Annotated in this window: 18 protein-coding genes; all 18 read right to left on the bottom strand. The window is 42.2% G+C overall.

Features of this window, described 5'->3' with window-relative positions; all coding sequences use genetic code 11:
• Positions 1-131 precede the first annotated feature (131 nt).
• The gene (locus tag DXB77_RS07070) at positions 132-2,402 is read right to left on the bottom strand and encodes a glycoside hydrolase family 3 C-terminal domain-containing protein (RefSeq protein ID WP_118662890.1); all 2,271 of its coding nucleotides are present in this window, start codon (positions 2,400-2,402) and stop codon (positions 132-134) included.
• Positions 2,403-2,540: 138 nt separating this feature from the next.
• Positions 2,541-3,101, bottom strand: coding sequence for an NUDIX hydrolase (locus DXB77_RS07065; RefSeq protein WP_118662889.1), 561 nt, complete (start codon positions 3,099-3,101; stop codon positions 2,541-2,543).
• A 94-nt stretch (positions 3,102-3,195) separates the two neighbouring features.
• A complete protein-coding gene (locus tag DXB77_RS07060) occupies positions 3,196-3,930 on the bottom strand; it encodes a GntR family transcriptional regulator (RefSeq protein ID WP_118662888.1) in 735 nt (244 codons plus the stop codon).
• The gene (locus DXB77_RS07055; RefSeq protein ID WP_118484678.1) at positions 3,920-4,681 is read right to left on the bottom strand and encodes a GntR family transcriptional regulator; all 762 of its coding nucleotides are present in this window, start codon (positions 4,679-4,681) and stop codon (positions 3,920-3,922) included. Before DXB77_RS07055 ends, DXB77_RS07060 begins: the two co-directional genes overlap by 11 nt.
• Positions 4,682-4,804: 123 nt before the next feature.
• Positions 4,805-6,424 carry a phosphoenolpyruvate--protein phosphotransferase gene (ptsP, locus tag DXB77_RS07050; RefSeq protein ID WP_117808699.1) on the bottom strand — a complete coding sequence of 540 codons (1,620 nt, stop codon included), beginning with the start codon at positions 6,422-6,424 and terminating at the stop codon, positions 4,805-4,807.
• A 28-nt stretch (positions 6,425-6,452) separates the two neighbouring features.
• Complete coding sequence (locus tag DXB77_RS07045; protein WP_117785315.1) at positions 6,453-6,710, bottom strand: HPr family phosphocarrier protein; 258 nt, start codon at positions 6,708-6,710, stop codon at positions 6,453-6,455.
• Between the two features lie 18 nt (positions 6,711-6,728).
• Complete coding sequence (locus DXB77_RS07040; RefSeq protein WP_118484676.1) at positions 6,729-7,742, bottom strand: SIS domain-containing protein; 1,014 nt, start codon at positions 7,740-7,742, stop codon at positions 6,729-6,731.
• A 22-nt stretch (positions 7,743-7,764) separates the two neighbouring features.
• Complete coding sequence (locus tag DXB77_RS07035) at positions 7,765-8,193, bottom strand: secondary thiamine-phosphate synthase enzyme YjbQ (RefSeq protein WP_021943613.1); 429 nt, start codon at positions 8,191-8,193, stop codon at positions 7,765-7,767.
• Positions 8,193-9,053: an amidohydrolase family protein gene (locus DXB77_RS07030; RefSeq protein WP_330599193.1), complete on the bottom strand. Its 861-nt coding sequence runs from the start codon at positions 9,051-9,053 to the stop codon at positions 8,193-8,195. Before DXB77_RS07030 ends, DXB77_RS07035 begins: the two co-directional genes overlap by 1 nt.
• Positions 9,054-9,071: 18 nt before the next feature.
• Positions 9,072-9,902 (bottom strand): PTS system mannose/fructose/sorbose family transporter subunit IID, encoded by an 831-nt coding sequence (locus tag DXB77_RS07025; RefSeq protein WP_117808702.1) that lies wholly within the window; start codon positions 9,900-9,902, stop codon positions 9,072-9,074.
• Complete coding sequence (locus DXB77_RS07020) at positions 9,892-10,686, bottom strand: PTS sugar transporter subunit IIC (RefSeq protein WP_173783667.1); 795 nt, start codon at positions 10,684-10,686, stop codon at positions 9,892-9,894. The genes DXB77_RS07025 and DXB77_RS07020 overlap by 11 nt, the downstream gene beginning before the upstream one ends.
• 22 nt (positions 10,687-10,708) lie before the next feature.
• On the bottom strand, positions 10,709-11,176 hold the full coding sequence (locus DXB77_RS07015) for a PTS sugar transporter subunit IIB (protein WP_008401131.1): 468 nt from the start codon (positions 11,174-11,176) through the stop codon (positions 10,709-10,711).
• A 36-nt stretch (positions 11,177-11,212) separates the two neighbouring features.
• On the bottom strand, positions 11,213-11,623 hold the full coding sequence (locus tag DXB77_RS07010; protein ID WP_118662887.1) for a PTS mannose transporter subunit IIC: 411 nt from the start codon (positions 11,621-11,623) through the stop codon (positions 11,213-11,215).
• Entirely contained in the window at positions 11,620-12,747 is a 1,128-nt protein-coding gene (locus tag DXB77_RS07005) for an SIS domain-containing protein (RefSeq protein ID WP_117808705.1), read from the bottom strand. The genes DXB77_RS07010 and DXB77_RS07005 overlap by 4 nt, the downstream gene beginning before the upstream one ends.
• A 210-nt stretch (positions 12,748-12,957) precedes the next feature.
• The gene (locus tag DXB77_RS07000; protein ID WP_118662886.1) at positions 12,958-14,061 is read right to left on the bottom strand and encodes a GGDEF domain-containing protein; all 1,104 of its coding nucleotides are present in this window, start codon (positions 14,059-14,061) and stop codon (positions 12,958-12,960) included.
• A 323-nt stretch (positions 14,062-14,384) separates the two neighbouring features.
• Positions 14,385-14,954: an indolepyruvate oxidoreductase subunit beta gene (locus tag DXB77_RS06995; RefSeq protein WP_117808707.1), complete on the bottom strand. Its 570-nt coding sequence runs from the start codon at positions 14,952-14,954 to the stop codon at positions 14,385-14,387.
• The gene (gene iorA / locus DXB77_RS06990; RefSeq protein WP_021943606.1) at positions 14,954-16,693 is read right to left on the bottom strand and encodes an indolepyruvate ferredoxin oxidoreductase subunit alpha; all 1,740 of its coding nucleotides are present in this window, start codon (positions 16,691-16,693) and stop codon (positions 14,954-14,956) included. The genes DXB77_RS06995 and iorA overlap by 1 nt, the downstream gene beginning before the upstream one ends.
• 189 nt (positions 16,694-16,882) lie before the next feature.
• Positions 16,883-18,718: a VWA domain-containing protein gene (locus DXB77_RS06985; protein WP_243100158.1), complete on the bottom strand. Its 1,836-nt coding sequence runs from the start codon at positions 18,716-18,718 to the stop codon at positions 16,883-16,885.
• Between the last annotated feature and the right edge of the window lie 87 nt (positions 18,719-18,805).

Here is an 18,805-nt window from a genome sequence, read left to right as displayed (position 1 = left end):
ATGTCGGAGCTGCAAACGACTTTATCGCAGCGGAGACATATGCATATAAAATTGTATGAAAGAAGGTAGGCAAACGTGATGTTTCATAGCACCGGCAGACAGACCGTTCATACCGGCATTTTATTTATTAATTATTTTATTGTTATGGTTGTTACCGACCGAATATCAGAAACAGAACTTCCGATATAGATCGTATAACTTCCTGCTATGACCTTCCACGCATCCGTCTTCTCATCAAAATGACGGAATGCATCGGCTGTCAATTCAAATTCCGCATACTTTGTTTCTCCCGGTGCAAGTGATAACTTGCAGAAGCCCTTCAACTCCTTCACAGGATTCTCCGGACTTACTTCCGTTTCTCCGACATACAGCTCTACCGTCTCTTTTCCGGCAAGCTTTCCGGTATTTGTTACCGGGATCTGTACCTTGAATGTCTGACCATCCGGCTCTTTTACCTGCATATCTCCATAGGAAAATGTCGTATAAGATAATCCATGACCAAATGAGAACTGTACCGGGATCTGATATTTGTCATAATACCGATATCCGACAAATACGCCTTCTCTGTATGTTTCCGTCAATTTTGCATTCATTCTTTCATGTTCTTCTTCCGTTAAGGTTCTTCCGGGGAAATCTCCAAAAACCATCGCCGGTACCTGATCAAGAGATTTCGGCATGGTCATCACAAGTTTACCGGATGGATTTACTTCACCAAACAGGATTTCACCGAGTGCTCTGCCACCTTCCATTCCTGCATAACTCATCCATACAATCGACTTTGCATCATCAATCCATGCGCTCATATCAACCGGATTACCTGCCATCATGACAATGACCATATTCGGATTCACTTTTAAGAGCTCCGTGATCAGTTCATCCTGATGATATGGAAGCTTCAGATCCGGTCTGTCGTATCCTTCTTCATCTGTATCATGATTTAAACCGCCAACAAAGATCACATCATCATATTCTGAAGCAAGTGCAACCGCCTCTTCACGAAGTGCCTTCTGGATCTTCCGTCCTTCCGGATCATTTCCTTCATAAGCCCCCTGCTCCGATGCCAGTTCATCCAGACTTACCTCCTGCCAATTCAGTACCTGCTGTCTGTTCTTATCCGGCACATAATAACCTTCTGCATATGTCACTTCGCAGTTACCGCCAAGCTCCATCTTAATACCAAGCAGTGGATTGATCTCATAAAGTGCCGCAATCTCCGCACTTCCGCCACCATTTGAATGAAGCTTTGCTGCATTATGTCCGATCACCAGAAGCCGATGTGTCTTCTCAGGTGCAAGCGGCAGTCTCTGTTCTTCATTCTTTAACAGTACAATTGATTCTCTGGCTGTCTCTAACACTGCATCCTGATGTGCTGAAGTATCATAACTTCCTTTCTTCCGGCTCCAGTCACGAACCGCATAGACGGCCGGCTTCTGTTCCGTGTAGCCAGCATATGTAGCCGTCTGTTCATTGTCCCCACTTTCGACTTCTACAATATCTATCATCTTGGCACGAAGCATGAATCGGAGAATACTCTTTACCTTTTCATCAATTCTTTCCTCTTCGATCTCGCCATTCCTTACCGCATTTAACAATGGATCTGCCATGCAGTATTCATCGAAGTTTGCATAGATCGACATCTCTACATCGATCGGGCTTTCTGCTGCGGCCTTTGTATCGTGGATGCCACCCCAATCCGAAACGATCAGGCCGTCATAATTCCATTCTTTCCGCAGTATCTCACCGAGCAGTTCATTATTTTCACAGCAATGAACCCCACGGAACAGATTATAAGCACCCATAATAGATCTTACCTTTGCTTTCTTTACTGCTGCTTCAAATGCAGGCAAGTATATCTCACGGAGCGTTCGTTCATCGATCTCGACATTCACCCAGTTCCGCTCTGTTTCCTGATTATTAACAGCAAAATGTTTCACACAGGCACCCACGTCAGAACTCTCGATCCCTTCGATCACCGGAACCGCCATCTCTGATATCAGATAAGGATCTTCGCTGAAATATTCAAAATTTCTTCCGCAAAGTGGCGTCCGCATAACATTGACACCCGGCGCAAGTATGATATCCTTGCCACGTCCTCTGGCTTCTTCACCAAGTACCGTTCCTGATTTTCCTGCCAGTTCCCGGTTCCAGGTTGCGGCGATCGCACTGTTACTCGGACAATATGTAACTCCATCATCATTATGTCCGGCTCTGCCCCAGTTATCATTAAAGAATTCGAACCGCACCCCTGTCGGGCCGTCCGACATCACGATTGGGGGGATTCCAAGTCTTTCTACTGCCCCGGTGCGGAACAGACCCGCACCATGGATCATCTTTATTTTCTCTTCTAATGTCAGTTCATTTACTAACTGATCGATCTTTCTTTCATAATCTTTGTGAAACATCGTATTTTTCCTTTCTGTCCAGATATTTACAACCCTTATCTGCAAACGATACGGTTGCTGCAGGCTGTAAGAACCGTTGTGCCGGCTTTCACTTCAAACTCCGTCCCCTGTGCCCCTCTAGATTCTACTTTTTATCCTCTATTCTCTGCTCCACACATAGCAGTATGCCTGTGTTCTCGCTGCAAATTTCGCTTTCTTAAGAAGTTCTCTGACTTCTGCCTTTGTATACCAGCCGGCTTCGATCTCTTCTAATGTAGAGGTACTCTTATGGAACTCTCCCCGTGCCTTTCCAACAACGCAGACATTTGTTTCATTTGAAAAACCGACCGCACTGTAGCTGGTTCCGATGAAATCATCGATCTCATATAATTCCAGCCCTGTCTCCTCACGAAGCTCACGCTTCGCACTCTCCTGCGGCGTCTCACCCGGATCGATCAGACCTGCCGGGAAGTTATATACCCATTCTCCCGGAGCAAGACGGAATTCCTTATCGATCAGTATCTTCTCGCCGGTCTCATTCGTAGCAATGATCACAACTGCATCTGCCATTTTGCCATGCAGTCCTTCAAAATCCGTAATGTCACCATTCCGGCTGATCATCTCATATACCTTCTTCTGATGATCCACTGTCTCATATGTTATATCATAGCGGGTAATAAATTTACCTTCGCATTTCTTTTCTACTTTTTTGAATTGCATTTTCAAATAACACCTTTCAAGTACTAATATTATAAACCGAAGCCGGCATAACAAGATCCATATGATCCGTAACAGAAACGCTTATGTCTTTCCTTTAAGAAACCTCAACATCAAATCGGAATTTTGTATAAGCAGGATTCAGATAACTCATGGTAAACTCTACAATATTATAATCTGCATCCGCACCCTGATAATCGATCTTATAAATCGCAGTTCCACGTTCCACCTGCAGCAGCTCTGCGAGCCGTTCATTTGCCTCACATATGACCAGCTTCTGTCCAAAATGGCATGGCATATGTCCTTTTGCTTCCATATAATCATATAAAGACACTTTGGCGAAATCAAATTCATCCAGGTCATCAAAATATTTTTTCGGTACATATGTATACTCCACTGCAAATGGTATATCACCCTCTAATCGTACCCGGTAAATTCCATATATCATCTCATCATCCGAAATTCCAAGCTTATATCCCAGATATTTACTTCCTGTGATCTCACCGGTCCCGAGAAGGCGGTTTTTTACCTCCATTCCACCCTTACGGAGCGTCGCTGTGATGCCGGTATTTCCTGCTTCATTTGAATTATCCAGATCGATCTTTTTCTTATCTCTTTGTGCAACATACGTTCCGGAACCCGGTTTACAAACCAGATATCCTTCTTCTACAAGCTTACTAACCGCACGTTTTACGGTCATACGGTTCACACCATAGGCTTCCGCCATTTTTCTCTCACTTGGTATTGCTTCACCCGGCAGATATTTTTTTTCATCTATTTTCTTGATAATAGAATCCTGTAATTGAATATATAATGGCATTCTATAATCCATGGAGCACCTCCTCCATCTTTTGCTTAATGACAGGATCTTCTTTTTCAAATGCGACCCATTCTTTATTGATCACCGATTGCAGATATTCCATAACCTCACCTTTCTCGTCATATGTGATTCCCTCTTTTTTTACAAGAGCAGTCAGCTTGTCAACATTCAAGGCTTTGGCTTCATTTTCATCAGCATATACAATTCCGACTGTTAATTCTTGTTTTTTGGGAATATGATGATATTCCTGAATCAAGATATCAAATAACGAATTATCTTCCAGATCAAACCGCATCAGCTTAGGAGCCTTGCTTTCCGGTATATATGAATATTCTATGGTGATCGGAACAGCCCTGTCTTCTTCTACGACCATACGGATACGGGTAATTTTGAATAACGGAGTTCCTAACGGAAGCTTAATACTTTTATTCAGTTCCTTATCTACTTCCACACGCTCAAACGCCAACAATCTGCTTCTTGTTTGTGCCCCCATCTTTTCCAGCTTTTCACTGAATGATCGAATTCGGTCAAGATTGGATATCATTCTTCTGTGGGCTATGTAGTTGCCGCTCCGTTCCCTGCATTCTATGATCCCTTCATCCTCTAATAATTTATATGCAGATCTGACGGTAGCTCTCTGTACCCCAAACTGTTCAGCCAGATCCCGTTCAGATGGGAGTTTTTCTCCTTCTTTCAGTTTATTTTTCATAAAGTAAAATTTTAATTCATACGCAATAAACTCATCTTTATTCATCAATTTCATGGCAAACTCCCTCCTGTACTTTATTAAGTATAGCAACTTTTCCAAACGCAAACAAGCAGGAAATGTCAGTTTATAAGACCAAAAACAGACCCGTACATGTGCGGATCTGTCTCTGTATACTTTTTATAACTCTCTTATTTTTTTCCTTAACGGAAGTATCATACCCGGTGCAACTGATAACTCATCAATGTTCATCTGTAAAAACCTTTCTGTCAGACTTAGATCGGCTGCAAGTTCACCGCATATTCCAATCCACTTTCCTTCTGCATGAGCATTCTCTGCTGCCATTTGGATCATAGATAACACCGCCGGATGGTGTGAATCATAGAAGGAATCCAGATTCCGGTTCTGGCGATCAATTGCCAGAGTGTACTGCGTCAGATCATTTGTTCCGACACTAAAGAAATCCACTTCCTTTGCCAACTCTCTGCTGATCATAACCGCAGCCGGAGTCTCAATCATTATACCGGTTTCAATCTGATCGGAAAATGCTATTCCATCTGCACGAAGTCCGGTCTTCACCTCGTCCATTATCTCTTTAATACGACGAACCTCTGATACCGAAATGATCATCGGAAACATGATCGCAATCTGGCCATACGCGGATGCTCTGAAAATAGCTCTAAGCTGGGTCTTAAATAATTCGGGTCTGGTCAGACATATCCTGATCGCACGGAACCCCATTGCCGGATTATCCTCTTTTTCCAGATTAAAATATCCAACCTGTTTATCTGCTCCGATATCCAACGTACGGATGATCACCCTTTTTCCGGCCATCATTTCCGCTACCTGTCTATAAGCTGCAAACTGCTGTTCCTCTGTTGGATAAGTTTCATTTTCCAGATATAAGAATTCGCTTCTGAATAACCCGATACCACCGGCATCATTTCGGAGTGCCGCTCCTACATCTGATACATTGGCAATATTGGCATAAAGGTTAATCTTCTGCCCGGATCTGGTTACATTTTCTTTGCCCTTCAATGTCTCCAGAAGCTCACGCTGTTCCTGTTCGACAGCCTGCTTTTTTCTCATAGCAACAAGGATTTCTTCATCCGGATCAATATAGATCTTTCCTTCCTGACCGTCTACGATTGCAAGTCTTCCGTCATATTTCGGTGTTAATGTATCACCGATTCCTATAACAGCCGGAATATTCATGGTTCTGGCAAGAATCGCTGTATGGGAATTTGCCGAGCCTTCCACTGTAATAAATGCCAGCACCTTATCTTTATCAAGCTGAACAGTCTCGCTTGGTGTCAGATCATCTGCCGCGATGATTACCTGCTCCGTCATTTCAAATGAAGCATTCTGTTTTTTTGCAAACTGGGAAAGGAGCCTGTTCGATACATCCTTTACATCTGCTGCCCTTCCCTGCATATAGGCATCATCCATCGCTTCAAAGATTGCTGCATAATTATCAGATGTGACACCTATTGCATATTCAGCATTTACCTTTTGTGTATTTATAATATTCTCTACAGAATCATTATAATCCGGATCCTCAAGCATTAACTGATGTGCTTCAAAGATCATGGCATTTGCTTCTCCCACATCAGTAAGTGCCTTGTCATATAACTGCTGCAATTCAGAAAGTGCTTTTTCCTTTGCAGTCCGGAAGCGGCGTATTTCCGCCTCCGGATCATCGACATGACGTCGTTTTATCTGGATTTCGTCCCTTTTAAAGAATTGTATCTTCCCGATAGCAACTCCGCCAAATACACTTTTACCCTGTAATATTACCATATTGTCACCTCTTTAAAATCCGATCCTTTTACAGATGTTCCTGAACGAACGCTTTCAGGTTTGCTGCATCTTCTGCCTCGTTTTCACCTTCTACTTTTATCAGGATCTCCTGACCTTTTTTTGCTCCCAGACTCATAACTGCCATAACTCCTTTTGCGTTTACGGTTCTGGATCCAAATGTTACGGATACTGTGCTCTTACATTTTGCAGCAGCCATAACAAACTGTGAAGCCGGTCTGGCATGAAGTCCCTGCTCATCTGTAATTACATATGTGAATTCAACCATAATAACCGCCTGACCTTTTTAATATTCAAACTGACGATAGTAACGTCTGAATTCCAGACTATGTCCTGTATTCTGCTCATAATGAATAGCAAGTCGTTCTGTTAATATCGCGGTAATAATCATCGGAGAGCAGATTACACGGAACTCATCATCGATACCATCCAGAATGTAATCCTTGGTATCAATAATAACAGCTTTCTTTGTATGTTCTTTTACAAATCGTTCTACTCTTTCATCCAATGGTCGATATTCGTCCTCACCTTTTATTACAAATACCGGAACTCTGTCATCAACTAACTCCAATGGTCCATGGAAGAAATCAGCAGATGAAACAGTCTTTGTACGAACCCACTGCATCTCCTCTAAGATACACATTGTAAAGAGATAGGTCTCACCCCAAAGGACACCGGAGCCTGTAAACATTGTATATGGTTCATGTGCATATGTCTTTGCGATCTCGATCGCTCTTGGCTCAAATTTTTCTCTTACCGCAAGGAGATCCTTAAACAGATTTTCCATCTGATCTGCCCATCTGTCATAATGTGGAAATTCTCCTCTGTTCTTTAAGATACGGAGCATTACAAAATAGTATAATAAGTAAGAATGCTCACAGTCACCACATGCATTATAAATCGGGTCTGTCAGCAGATTTGCTAAAGGAGTTGTCTCATCCTTTGTAAATCCATATACATTGATTCCCTGATCCTTACAATATTTTACTGCCTTCAAGATCTCCATAGTATTGCCTGATGCAGAAGAGGTAAATACAAGAGTCTTATCTGTAATATGTTTTTTATTTTTTACCAGAAATTCACCTGCATTTTCAAGATAGATTGGAAGATCTGTATATTTCTTGGCTACTTCTACAACCGGATACCATTCTGCCCATGTTCCACCGATACCAAGCATACATACGCTGTCATATTCCTTTGCCGTGATCCGGTCAATCAATGCCTCAACCTCTCCTCTTAATGAGTATGTCTTTGCTCCGTCCTTTAAATATTTCTCTGCGTCAAATTTTTTTAATGCCATAGTTCTTTCCTCCTGTTATTTTTTATTCCCCTATAATTGTTATATAAATTGTTCTATATTGTGGTCCATCATATTCACACAGATATATGTCCTGTGCACTTCCACTTTTCAGCTTTCCATCTATAACCGGGAATACACAATGATTTCCGGTCAGATGGGCTTTTAAATGTCCGGTCGGATTGCCTGCCATCGCACCGTAGGTATCTAACAGCCTTCCATGGGCATATTCTCCATCCTCAGGAACAAGTCTTTCCATCAGATGCCCAATATCATATTCCAGGCACTCCAGTCCTTCATTAACTGCAATTCCTGTTGTCGTATGTGCTGTTATAACATATACAACTCCATTTCTGATTTTGCTTTTTTCTACAACCTGCCTGATATCATCTGTAATTTTCACCAAACAGTTATATTCTTTTGTCAGCACCTCTATACTGCCATGTGTTACCATCATACCTCCAATCCCAGAAACTCAATCGCGTTCTGTCCAAATATCAGATCCTTGGTAGATTCTCTTATATCCATAGCTTCTATAGCCTTTTTCATTCTCCGCATCTCTAACCGCGGATCATCAGAGCCAAACATGATCTGATGTCTGAAGCTTCGATCGATCCAGTGCGGTCCCATATCCACTTCGAATACCTTGTGATAAAACTCCGGGGCTGTATCAAAATACAGGAATGCTGTATCCGCATAAACATTTCTGTATTTGAGCATCAGCATACAAGTTTCCTGCACCCATGGCCATCCGCAATGTGCAAGACAGATTCGAAGCTTTGGATGTCTGTATGCTGTTTCTTCAAACTCAACCGGCCTCGCATATTTAGATAAGGTATCCGGCTCTACCGACATTCCGCAATGAAACACGATCGGTTTATTATACTTCTCGCATATCTGATATATCGGCTCCATGTATTCATCTCCCGGATAGAACTTCTGCTTTGACGGATGAAGCTTCAGGCCTGCCAGATGATACTCTGCAAATGCTGTTTCAAGTATCTCTGTCGCATCCGGCCTGTGAGGATCTACACTGGCAAATCCGATAAAACGATCCGGATATGTTGCTGTCAATTCCTTTACCTGGTCATTTGTTCCTAGTATGCCTCCATATTCCGTAGTCAGATCCAGTGGAAGCAAAACCGCTTTATCCACTCCGGAACAATCCATCAAGGTTAACAGTGCATCAACCGGGATCTGATCCGTCTTGTATAAGCCATACATCTTTTTTGCAAATTCATTCTGATATTCCGTTTTGCATACCGGCTCTAAAAATGCAGGATGTACATGCATATCAATTACTATTTTTTTCACCTTACTACTACCTCCTTTTTAACCAAGGAAGCCAAAGAATGCTCCTGCTATTCCAAGTACAAGCATGATCAACATAATAAGCAACGGATTAACCTTCTTCTTCAATAACCAATAAGTAACTCCAAATAGCAACAGCACCGGAAGGCCCGGGACAATGCCATTTAACAGATCCTGAATTGTACTTGCTTCTTCGCCGCTTCCAATCTGCGTTATAAAATTAATCGACGTCATATCCATCGTCATGCCGCCAACTACCATAATACCCATGATAGAGGCTACTTCCATAACTACCTTCATCAAACCGGATTCAACAATCTTTGCCATGGATTCACGACCCATTTTATATCCAAGGAATACTCCAAACCATCTGCAGAGATATGCCGGAATGTTAAAGATCAAAAGGAAGAGAATAGGTCCGAGAATGTTCCCCTGCAAGGCAAGTGAACATCCAATTCCTGTTGCGATTACCTTGATCGTGCCCCAGAACAGAGAATCGCCGATTCCTGCTATAGGTCCCATTAATGCTGTTTTTACTGCGCCAATCGAATCTGTATCAAAATCTGCATCCTGTGCATTTTCCTCTTCCATTGCGGCTGTGATACCCATCTGAAATGTTGCAAGATAATGGCTGGTCTGATATAACGTCAGATGACGCTTCATAGCAGCTGCCAGATCCTTCTTATCCGGATATAGTTTCTTTAACACCGGATACATGGAAAAACAAAATCCTACATTTCCCATTCGTTCATAATTCCATGTATGTTCATATGTGATCTCTCTTAAAAACACCTTTGTGAGATCTTTTTTCGTAACTACCTTATCGTAGTCTGCATGTATCTTAGAACTCATCAAAATCACCTCCGTTATCTGCGGTTTCAACTACCGGTACCGCCCCCTGTTGCTTGTCTCCGAATATGCCAAATGTTACTCCGATTATCACAATAAGTACGGCAAAAATCGCAACTCCTGTTGTGGATATTCCAAGGTATGATACCAGGAAAAAGCCAAGGAAGAAAAATGGTGCAACCTTGCGATTCATCATCTGCTGTGCAAGCATTGCAAAACCAAGTGCAGGAAGCAGTGCTGCTGTTATATCCATACCGGACTGAACAAATTCAGGTATTTTACCAAGAAGTGCTGTTACTGCATCACTGCCAAAATAAAATGCAAGTGGGATGCAGACAATACCAAAAAGATTCTGAAGATATCCTGCGATCAGATAATCTCTGTTAAATGCCCGTATATTACCTTTTTCAGCATCACGGTCACATTTGTGGATCATAACAAGCATCAACGGCTGGCAGATACCGGTATTTGCCGCAAGCATTACGGTTGCGATCGGAATACCAAGTACTAAAGCTGTTTCCGCTCCGCCTCCTGACTGAATCGCAAGTGAAACACCGAGCACAGTGCCTGCGATCAGATCCGGCGGATTATATGCACCGATCGATACGGCTCCTACAAGTGCAAGTTCCATAGTTGCCCCCATAATAATACCGGCCGGAAGATTTCCCATTACCAGACCTACTAACGGTCCAAGAACGATCGGTCGCTGCAGGCAGCTTGTACCAAGCAGCCATTCTGAATAACCAAGCAGGCCGATCAGAAAAATAAGTATTGTTTTTAATATCATAATCTGTCCCTCCATTCATCCGTTAAAACAGCGATTTGCATTTAATTACTTTATCAGCCGGGATCATCTGAATAAATACATCAACGCCATCATCAACCATCTCTTTTACCAGAGCCAGCTCGGCTGCATCCATATATGCGCTTCTACCATATAATTTTGCATTTTCATGGTATGCAATGTTGCCGATATTTAATGTCTTTTCTCCTGTAGCTTCAATGATTGCTTTGGCTATTTCTACCGTTTCACAGATGATAAATAATTTATATTTATCAGTTACCCCGCTTTTCAATGCCTCTACAGCTTCCGCTGTATTTTTTACTACAACCTTTGTTCCGGATGGTTTCGCCATCTTTAGTGCGTTTAATCTCAGCGGATCATTTTTAACCGTGTCACTTACCAGTAGCAGGCAATCTGCCCCTAATGATGCTGTCCATGATACTGCTACCTGTCCATGTAAGAGACGATAATCAACACGAATTGATTTGATCATATAAACCTTCTCCTTTCTTTTCTGTTAATACACAGATTAAAAATCTTCATCATCATACGTTGTATTTACTGTATTACAATAAACCATCATATCTTTAGCCTCTGCAACCGCACCCTCAATTACAGACGCCGTATCCTGATCCTCTGCACTCAGCAGGATACCGATCACTGCAGCCAGATTCACACCGGCAACAACATGTATCCTTGGATCAGACAATAATGCGGATGCATTATTATTCACACTTCCGCCTAAAAGATCTGTCATTATCACAATCTCTGCCTCTGAATCCGCTTCAACAATTCTCTTTAATTCCGGAAGCGGATCCGGGCATTCATCTGTATAAGCATTGATACAGGTCAGATTTTCCTGTGCACCTGCCAGCATTTCAATCGTTGTCAACATTCCTTCGGCCATCTTTCCGTGTGTTGCTAAAACATATTTTCTCATCCGTTCTCCTCCCTTCTGCTCCTTTCAAGCTTTTCTTTCATAATCCTGTCATAGTCTTCTGTTTTTGGCGAAACAGCCTGTTCCATCCGGGAAAACAGCGGATGACAAGTAAAATTATTTTTTTCCTTTGTTACATGAGCCGCTATATATTGAAACAATGCAGCTGTATATAACGGTGTGATCTCTGCCGGAAGCCGGCATGGTATCCGAATCTGTCCATCTCGTTTATCGTGAACCTGATCCGTAATCATATAGCAGTGCTCCGTGATCAACAATGTTGCTTTATAAATATCATACAGTCGATCAGAGGTTTTACCACAATCTATAAAGAAAACCGAATAATCCGGAGTAAGCTGCATATCCGGTCCATGTATAAATTCTTCGCTTTCATAATATACCGTCGGAACTTTCAGAGTTTCCTGAAATTTCAACGCTCCCTCTCTGACCGTTGCCAGATTGGCTCCATCGCCGACCAGTATTGCTTTTTCCATACACAACAGATCCTGATATCGTTTTTGTACCAATTCTTTCGCCTGCATCAGGCAAAGCTCCTGCATTTCACAAGCATTCCGGATCTGGCTTACTGCAGTTTCATATTTCTGATCACTAATTTCTCTTTTTTGAAAACCTATCTCCAATATCATAAGCATGAGGAACTCGATCAAAGTAGAATATCCAAGCGTTACATAATCAATGGTTTCATTTCCAACTCCATACTCCACAAGACGATCCGTGTATCTGCTTGCACTGCCATTTTCATTCCCGGTTAACAAAACAAATGGTTGATGCTCCTTATTTAGCTCCTTCATAATTTCTATTATGTTTGTACTGCAGCCACTCTGGGATATTAAAATCGTAAACCGGTTCTTTTCTCTCTCCCGGTAAACATCCAGATATTCCACTGTACTTAATACACTGATATCGAATTTACTGTATTTTAAAAGAAACGGTCGAGCTGCATATGCTGCATTCAGGGACGATCCGGATGCGATCAGACATATATCTTCTTTGTCCTGATCCAGATACCAGTCGCATATCTTTTTGGTAAGAGACTTTCTCTTATCAAGATTATCTTTCATAATACGACCGGAAACCTGAATATAATATTCCATATCCTTCTTCATTTTCCATCTCCTTTTGTGGTTCTTTTTGTGAACCACTTTGTAAATATAATATACCACCTATCAACTGGTTTTGCAATACCAATTTTATATTTTTTTATACCAACTTGAAAATTCGCAAAAAAATAGAGAAACCGGTATACTTATAGTACCAATTTCTCTGTTTTTTTGATATCATTTTTTTAAATTACGGATTGCATCTTTTTAATTATCTTATTCACTTACAACCGTACGGTTACGTCCGGCTTCCTTCGCCTGATACAGCGAATTATCTGCCCGATTGAACCATGCCTTTGCACTCTCTCCTTTGGAATATTCCGCAACACCACAGCTACAGGTGATTCCACTGTTATTCATGAACTGGAAGTAGTAGCATCGGAATTCTGTTCTTACATCCTCTACGACATTGATCACCTTTGGCAGTTCAATGTTGCTGAACAATATAACAAATTCCTCTCCACCGTAACGGAATGCAAGACCATAGTCTTTTGATTTCTCCTTCAGCATCTTACAAAGAGCCTTGATAACCACATCACCATTGCTGTGTCCGTATGTATCATTTACATTCTTGAAATGGTCGATATCAAAGATCGCAATATATGCTTTCTCACCGGTCTCCTCGGTCTGCAGGATTTCTTTCTCCAGACTCTCCTCAAAGGAACGTCTGTTATATAATCCTGTCAGCGGATCTTTACGAAGCTCTGTCATAAGACTCATCTGACGAACTGTGAAATTGCCGATGGATTCCATCAGTTCCTTCGTATGCATATTCAGTAAGCACGTTACAAAGGTCAGTATAAATACCAATACAAATGATGTAACAACATATCCACTGAACCGCATCTGTGTCCAGTCATATAAATGATGCAGATGAATCTCATTGATGATAAGACTTGCCGATGCAAGAAGTGCGATCACGATCGTAATATTCTGATTCGCAAAGATAGCCGTGATCACGATAGTGATCGTTGGCATCAGCACCAGAATGATCGAATTGTAATGTTCAAATGCAGGTACTGCCAACACTGTAAACATCATCAGGGAAACCAGCCAGTCTGCACCATTATCGGTTAATTTATTCTTCTTTAAAGCGACCAGCGTTCCTGTCAATGCTGCTGCATATATCAGAAATGGCACTACAACATATAATGTAATATATGCTCCACCGGACATCCCGAGATCTGCCTTATCATTTCCTATATTCGTCATACACATGATCAATTCAACAACCATGAATATACACGCTAACGTCAGAAATACCTTCCATAACAACATCTGCCATTTTTTGCTGATATTAACAGTGATTGTATCGTTCATCACGAATTCTCCTTAAATAGCCCTCAGTTTTCCTTTCCCATGTGAAAACACTCACATAGATGATTTTACACTATATCCTCTGTATCGTCCACTCTTTTTTGTCAAAAATACCTAAAAAAACACATTTTACAGATGAAAACCTATACATAATGTAACATTTACCAATTTTGACGTTGGATTTTTCTCATTAATCAGGTTGATTTTCGTATCTTCCGGTTAAAGTAGTCAGCGACATTTACTATACAAACGCCAGCTGACACAAAGATACCTCCTGTCTTTTGAACAGGAGGCATCCTTGGTTTGATCTGTATCTATATTTTTTATTATAATGCATAACCAACTTCAAATGCTTTCAGATTCATCTCAACAGTCTTTGGAGGAACTGTTGCCTTGATGACCTCAACCCATTTGTCATGGTCAAAATCCATATGCTTTGCGGCAACACCGATTATGATCGTATTGAATACCTTTGGATTGCCCAGCTTCTTTGCCTCTGCCATCGCATCGATCGAGATCACCTTATGCTTCTCTGATAATGTCTCTAAGATGTGATCCGGATATTCTGCCTGACCGGTTACAACCGTGATCGGATCGATTCTCTGATCATTTGCAATAATTACGCCATCCTTCTTCAGAAAATGAGCATAACGCATAGCTTCCAGCTTCTCAAATGCGATCAGAACATCTGCATGACCTTCTTCTACAATCGGTTCCGCAACCTTCTCACCATATCTTACATATGTAACAACACTACCGCCTCTCTGGCTCATACCATGAACCTCGGAGAGCTTTACATCATAACCTGCTGCTGTCGTAATACCACCGAGGATACGGCTTGTAAGAAGAGTTCCCTGTCCACCGACACCAACTATCATAATATTCTTTACAGCCATTAGAATTCCTCCTTTTCGATCGCATCAAACTTACAACGCTTCATACACAGTCCGCAACCATTACACATGGTCTCATCGATCTGGATCGTTCCATCCGGCTGCTTGATAACTGCCGGACATCCCGGCTTTAAGCACATACCGCACTTCTTACATTTCTCCGGGATAGCTCTGCATACACCTGTTACCTTGGTTGTCTTTAAAAGAACACAAGGAGACTTGGTGATAATAACAGAGATCTCATCCTTTGCAACTTCCTCTTTGATCAGCTTCTTTAAACCGTCAATGTCAAATGCATTGATCTCATGTACACTGTCAATACCGATCGCCTTACACAATTTATAAATGTTGATTGCATATGTAGGTTCACCCTGCAAGGTCTTACCGGTCGCTGCATGATCCTGATGTCCTGTCATACCGGTTGTTGAGTTATCAAGGATGATAACGGTTCCTGTACCCTTGTTGTAAACCATGTTCATCAGAGAGTTTACACCTGTATGCATGAATGTGGAATCACCGATAACCGCAACCCAGTTCTTGATATAATCTTTTCCTTTTGCTTTTTCCATACCATGTAATGTAGAAATGGAAGATCCCATACATACGGTTGTATCAATTACGCTAAGCGGCGCAACTGCTCCCAGTGTATAGCATCCGATATCTCCTGCTGCATGGATCTTCAGTTCGTTTAATACTGAAAATACACTTCTATGCGGACATCCCGGACAAAGGATAGGTGGTCTAGGCGCAACCTTTGCAGGTTCTTCCTGCTCAACCTTCTCGCCGAGGATCTTCTCTCTTAACATATTTGCACTGTATTCACCCTGAACGGTCAGAAGCTCCTTACCTACTGCATCGATGCCCCAGGCTCTTACCTGTGTCTCGATATGAGGCTCTAACTCCTCAATAACATACAGCTTATCAACCTTTGCCGCAAAGTCTTCGATCAACTTTCTAGGAAGCGGATTTACCATACCGAGCTTTAATACGGAGGCATTTGGCATTGCTTCCTTTACGTACTGATATGGAATACCGCTGGTGATAACACCAACGCTGGTATCATTCATCTCTACACGATTGATCGGCATATCCGCACCGTCTGCTGCCATGTCCTTTAATCTCTGTTCTACAAATACATGACGAGGGATCGCATTACCCGGCATCATAACCATCTTCTTAATGTCTCTCTCGTATGGCTTGTCTTCTACTTCTACTCTGTCATTTAATTCAACAACGCCCTGTGAATGTGCCAGTCTGGTTGTTGTACGGAGCATGATCGGAGTATCGTACTTCTCGCTGCATTCAAATGCATACTTTGTGAACTCCTTTGCTTCCATACTGTCAGATGGTTCAAACACCGGAATCATCGCTGTCCTTGCTACCAGTCTGGAATCCTGTTCATTCTGTGATGAATACATACCCGGATCATCGGCTGCTACTAAAACCATACCACCCTTTACACCGGTATATGCTGCTGTAAATAATGGATCTGAAGCTACGTTCACACCTACATGCTTCATTGACACGATTGAACGGACACCGGCAAATGATGCTCCGATCGCAACCTCTGTTGCAACTTTTTCATTTGGAGACCATTCTGCATATATCTCAGGATATTTTACAATATTCTCACTGATCTCTGTACTTGGAGTACCCGGATATGCTGCTGATACCTTTACACCGGCTTCATATGCGCCTCTGGCGATCGCTGCATTACCGAGCATTATCTTTTTTTCACCCATTAATTTATCCTTCCTGTCATTTCTTATATTTGCCTTTTGGCAACTCTAATGCTTTATTATACAAGAATTATCAATAAAAGGGAAGTGCTTCTATACGCTTAAAAATAAAAAAGCATATATCAGAGAAAAAATACACCTTTTACGGCTTATATTTATTATGAATTTCGAGTATAAATAACCGGCCGTCTGTTAATCGCACTGCCACATCTGTGCCTCAGGTTCACGTTGAGATAACTTCTCCGTCTTCCGCACCAGTTCAAGGAATTGGCTCCGGTATAACTGATCGTTGCTTGCCTGAGCCATGTCCCTTTCATTTATCTCAACCGTGATTCCTGCTTCCGCAAGTTCTTCCGCCATCTTATACGTCGCTGTTCCTTTATATGTGCTGTCCGTAAGCAGCATTCCATATGCCGCAACCGCCGATGCAAAGCTCAGGTCATGAGACATTCCCTTTTTACCGCTTTCTGCCTTTATAACGGCTGTTTCCAGTGTGCTCTTATCTCCATCCGGCTCTTTGTAACGGATATTCACGGTTGCCAGTTCGCCGGAATAATCTGTACTCTGCTTTTTCGATGTATATTTTGTCTCTGTCTCCGGCACGTCAAATTCCGAATCGACTGGAACCACCTCATAGAGTGCAGTCACCACATGACCGGCTCCGACCTCGCCGCCATCCACCATATCATCTGCAAAATCTTCTGCAGAAAGCGTCCGGTTCTCATATCCGATCTGCCGATAACCTTTCACCTGCTCCGGATTGAATTCAATCTGTAATTTGACATCCTTTGCAACCGTATATAAGGTTCCACCCATTTCATCAACCAGAACCTTCTTTGCTTCATAGACTGAATCCAGATACGAGTAATTACCGTTTCCGTGATCTGCCAATGCTTCTAACTTGTTATCTTTCAGATTATCAGAGCCAAATCCCAGAACACTCAAGAATATACCGCTGTCCTTCTCCTCAGTGATCAATCCTACCAGATCACTCTCGCTTGTCAGCCCGACATTCAGATCCCCGTCCGTCGCAAGGATCACCCGATTATTTCCGTCTTTTATAAACTGCTGCTCTGCGATCTCATATGCCGTGATCAGTCCCGCACTTCCATTTGTGCTGCCGGATGCTTCCAGCGAATCCAGTGCCTCGCATATCGTATAGGCCTCCGAACCTGCCACGCCATTTAAAACAATCGTATCTGAACCCGCATATGTAACAATACTGATCCTGTCATTTTCATCCAGATTCTCCGCCAGCATCTTAAATGCTTTCTGTGCCAGCGGCAGTTTATTTTCCTCATACATAGAACCGGATGTATCGATCAGGAATACCAGATTGGATGCTTTCTTCTCACTCATATCGATCGCGGCCGTATTCAGTCCTACCATCATCAGCTTTGTATCTTTATTCCATGGACAATCCGCATATTCCGTATATACTGCAAACTTCTTCCCAGCCTCCGGGTCTGATACATAGTCATAATCAAAATAATTGATCATTTCTTCGACCCGGACTGCTCCTGTCGGCGGCAGCGTTCCTTCTTCGATATAACTTCTGATATTGCTGTAGGATGCTGTATCACAGTCTGCCGCAAATGTTGAAAGCGGTGAATCTTTAGTAGACACAAACCGATGTTCTTCCTGATAGTCATACTCTCTGGTATCATAACCGGATTCTCCATATCCGATTTTTACATATTCAGAATTTGATGCACTATCCATTACCGAGTTATATGTATCGGCAGCCGAAACCACACTATCACAAGCCTCTTCTTCTATACATTCCGGCACAGCCATATTTTGCTGTGACTGTCCGGATTCCGCTATATTTTCTTCAAATTCCTCTTTTATGGCTTTCTGTCTGTATCTTTCTGCGATGCTCTCCCGCTCCGTACCCGACCGGCTTTCCGTTCCCTGTCGTTCTCCATGCGTGCCTCCTGTTTCTCTCCCACTTCCGCAGCCTGCAAGGCAGCCCGCCATCATGCAGGAGATTATAACCACACTTACCATCCGTCTGATTTTTCTCATAAAAAATACCCTCCTTATCTTAGTCACTATCCGATAGCTGCATAATTTCTGCTCTGATCACCTCTGACGTTAGCAATTGTCGAATGT

It is taken from the genome of Clostridium sp. OM05-9 (assembly GCF_003481465.1).
Classification (GTDB): Bacteria; Bacillota; Clostridia; order Lachnospirales; family Lachnospiraceae; genus Coprococcus; species Coprococcus ammoniilyticus.
Note: the sequence above shows the minus strand (reverse complement) of the source record. Positions and strands in the feature narration are given on the sequence as shown.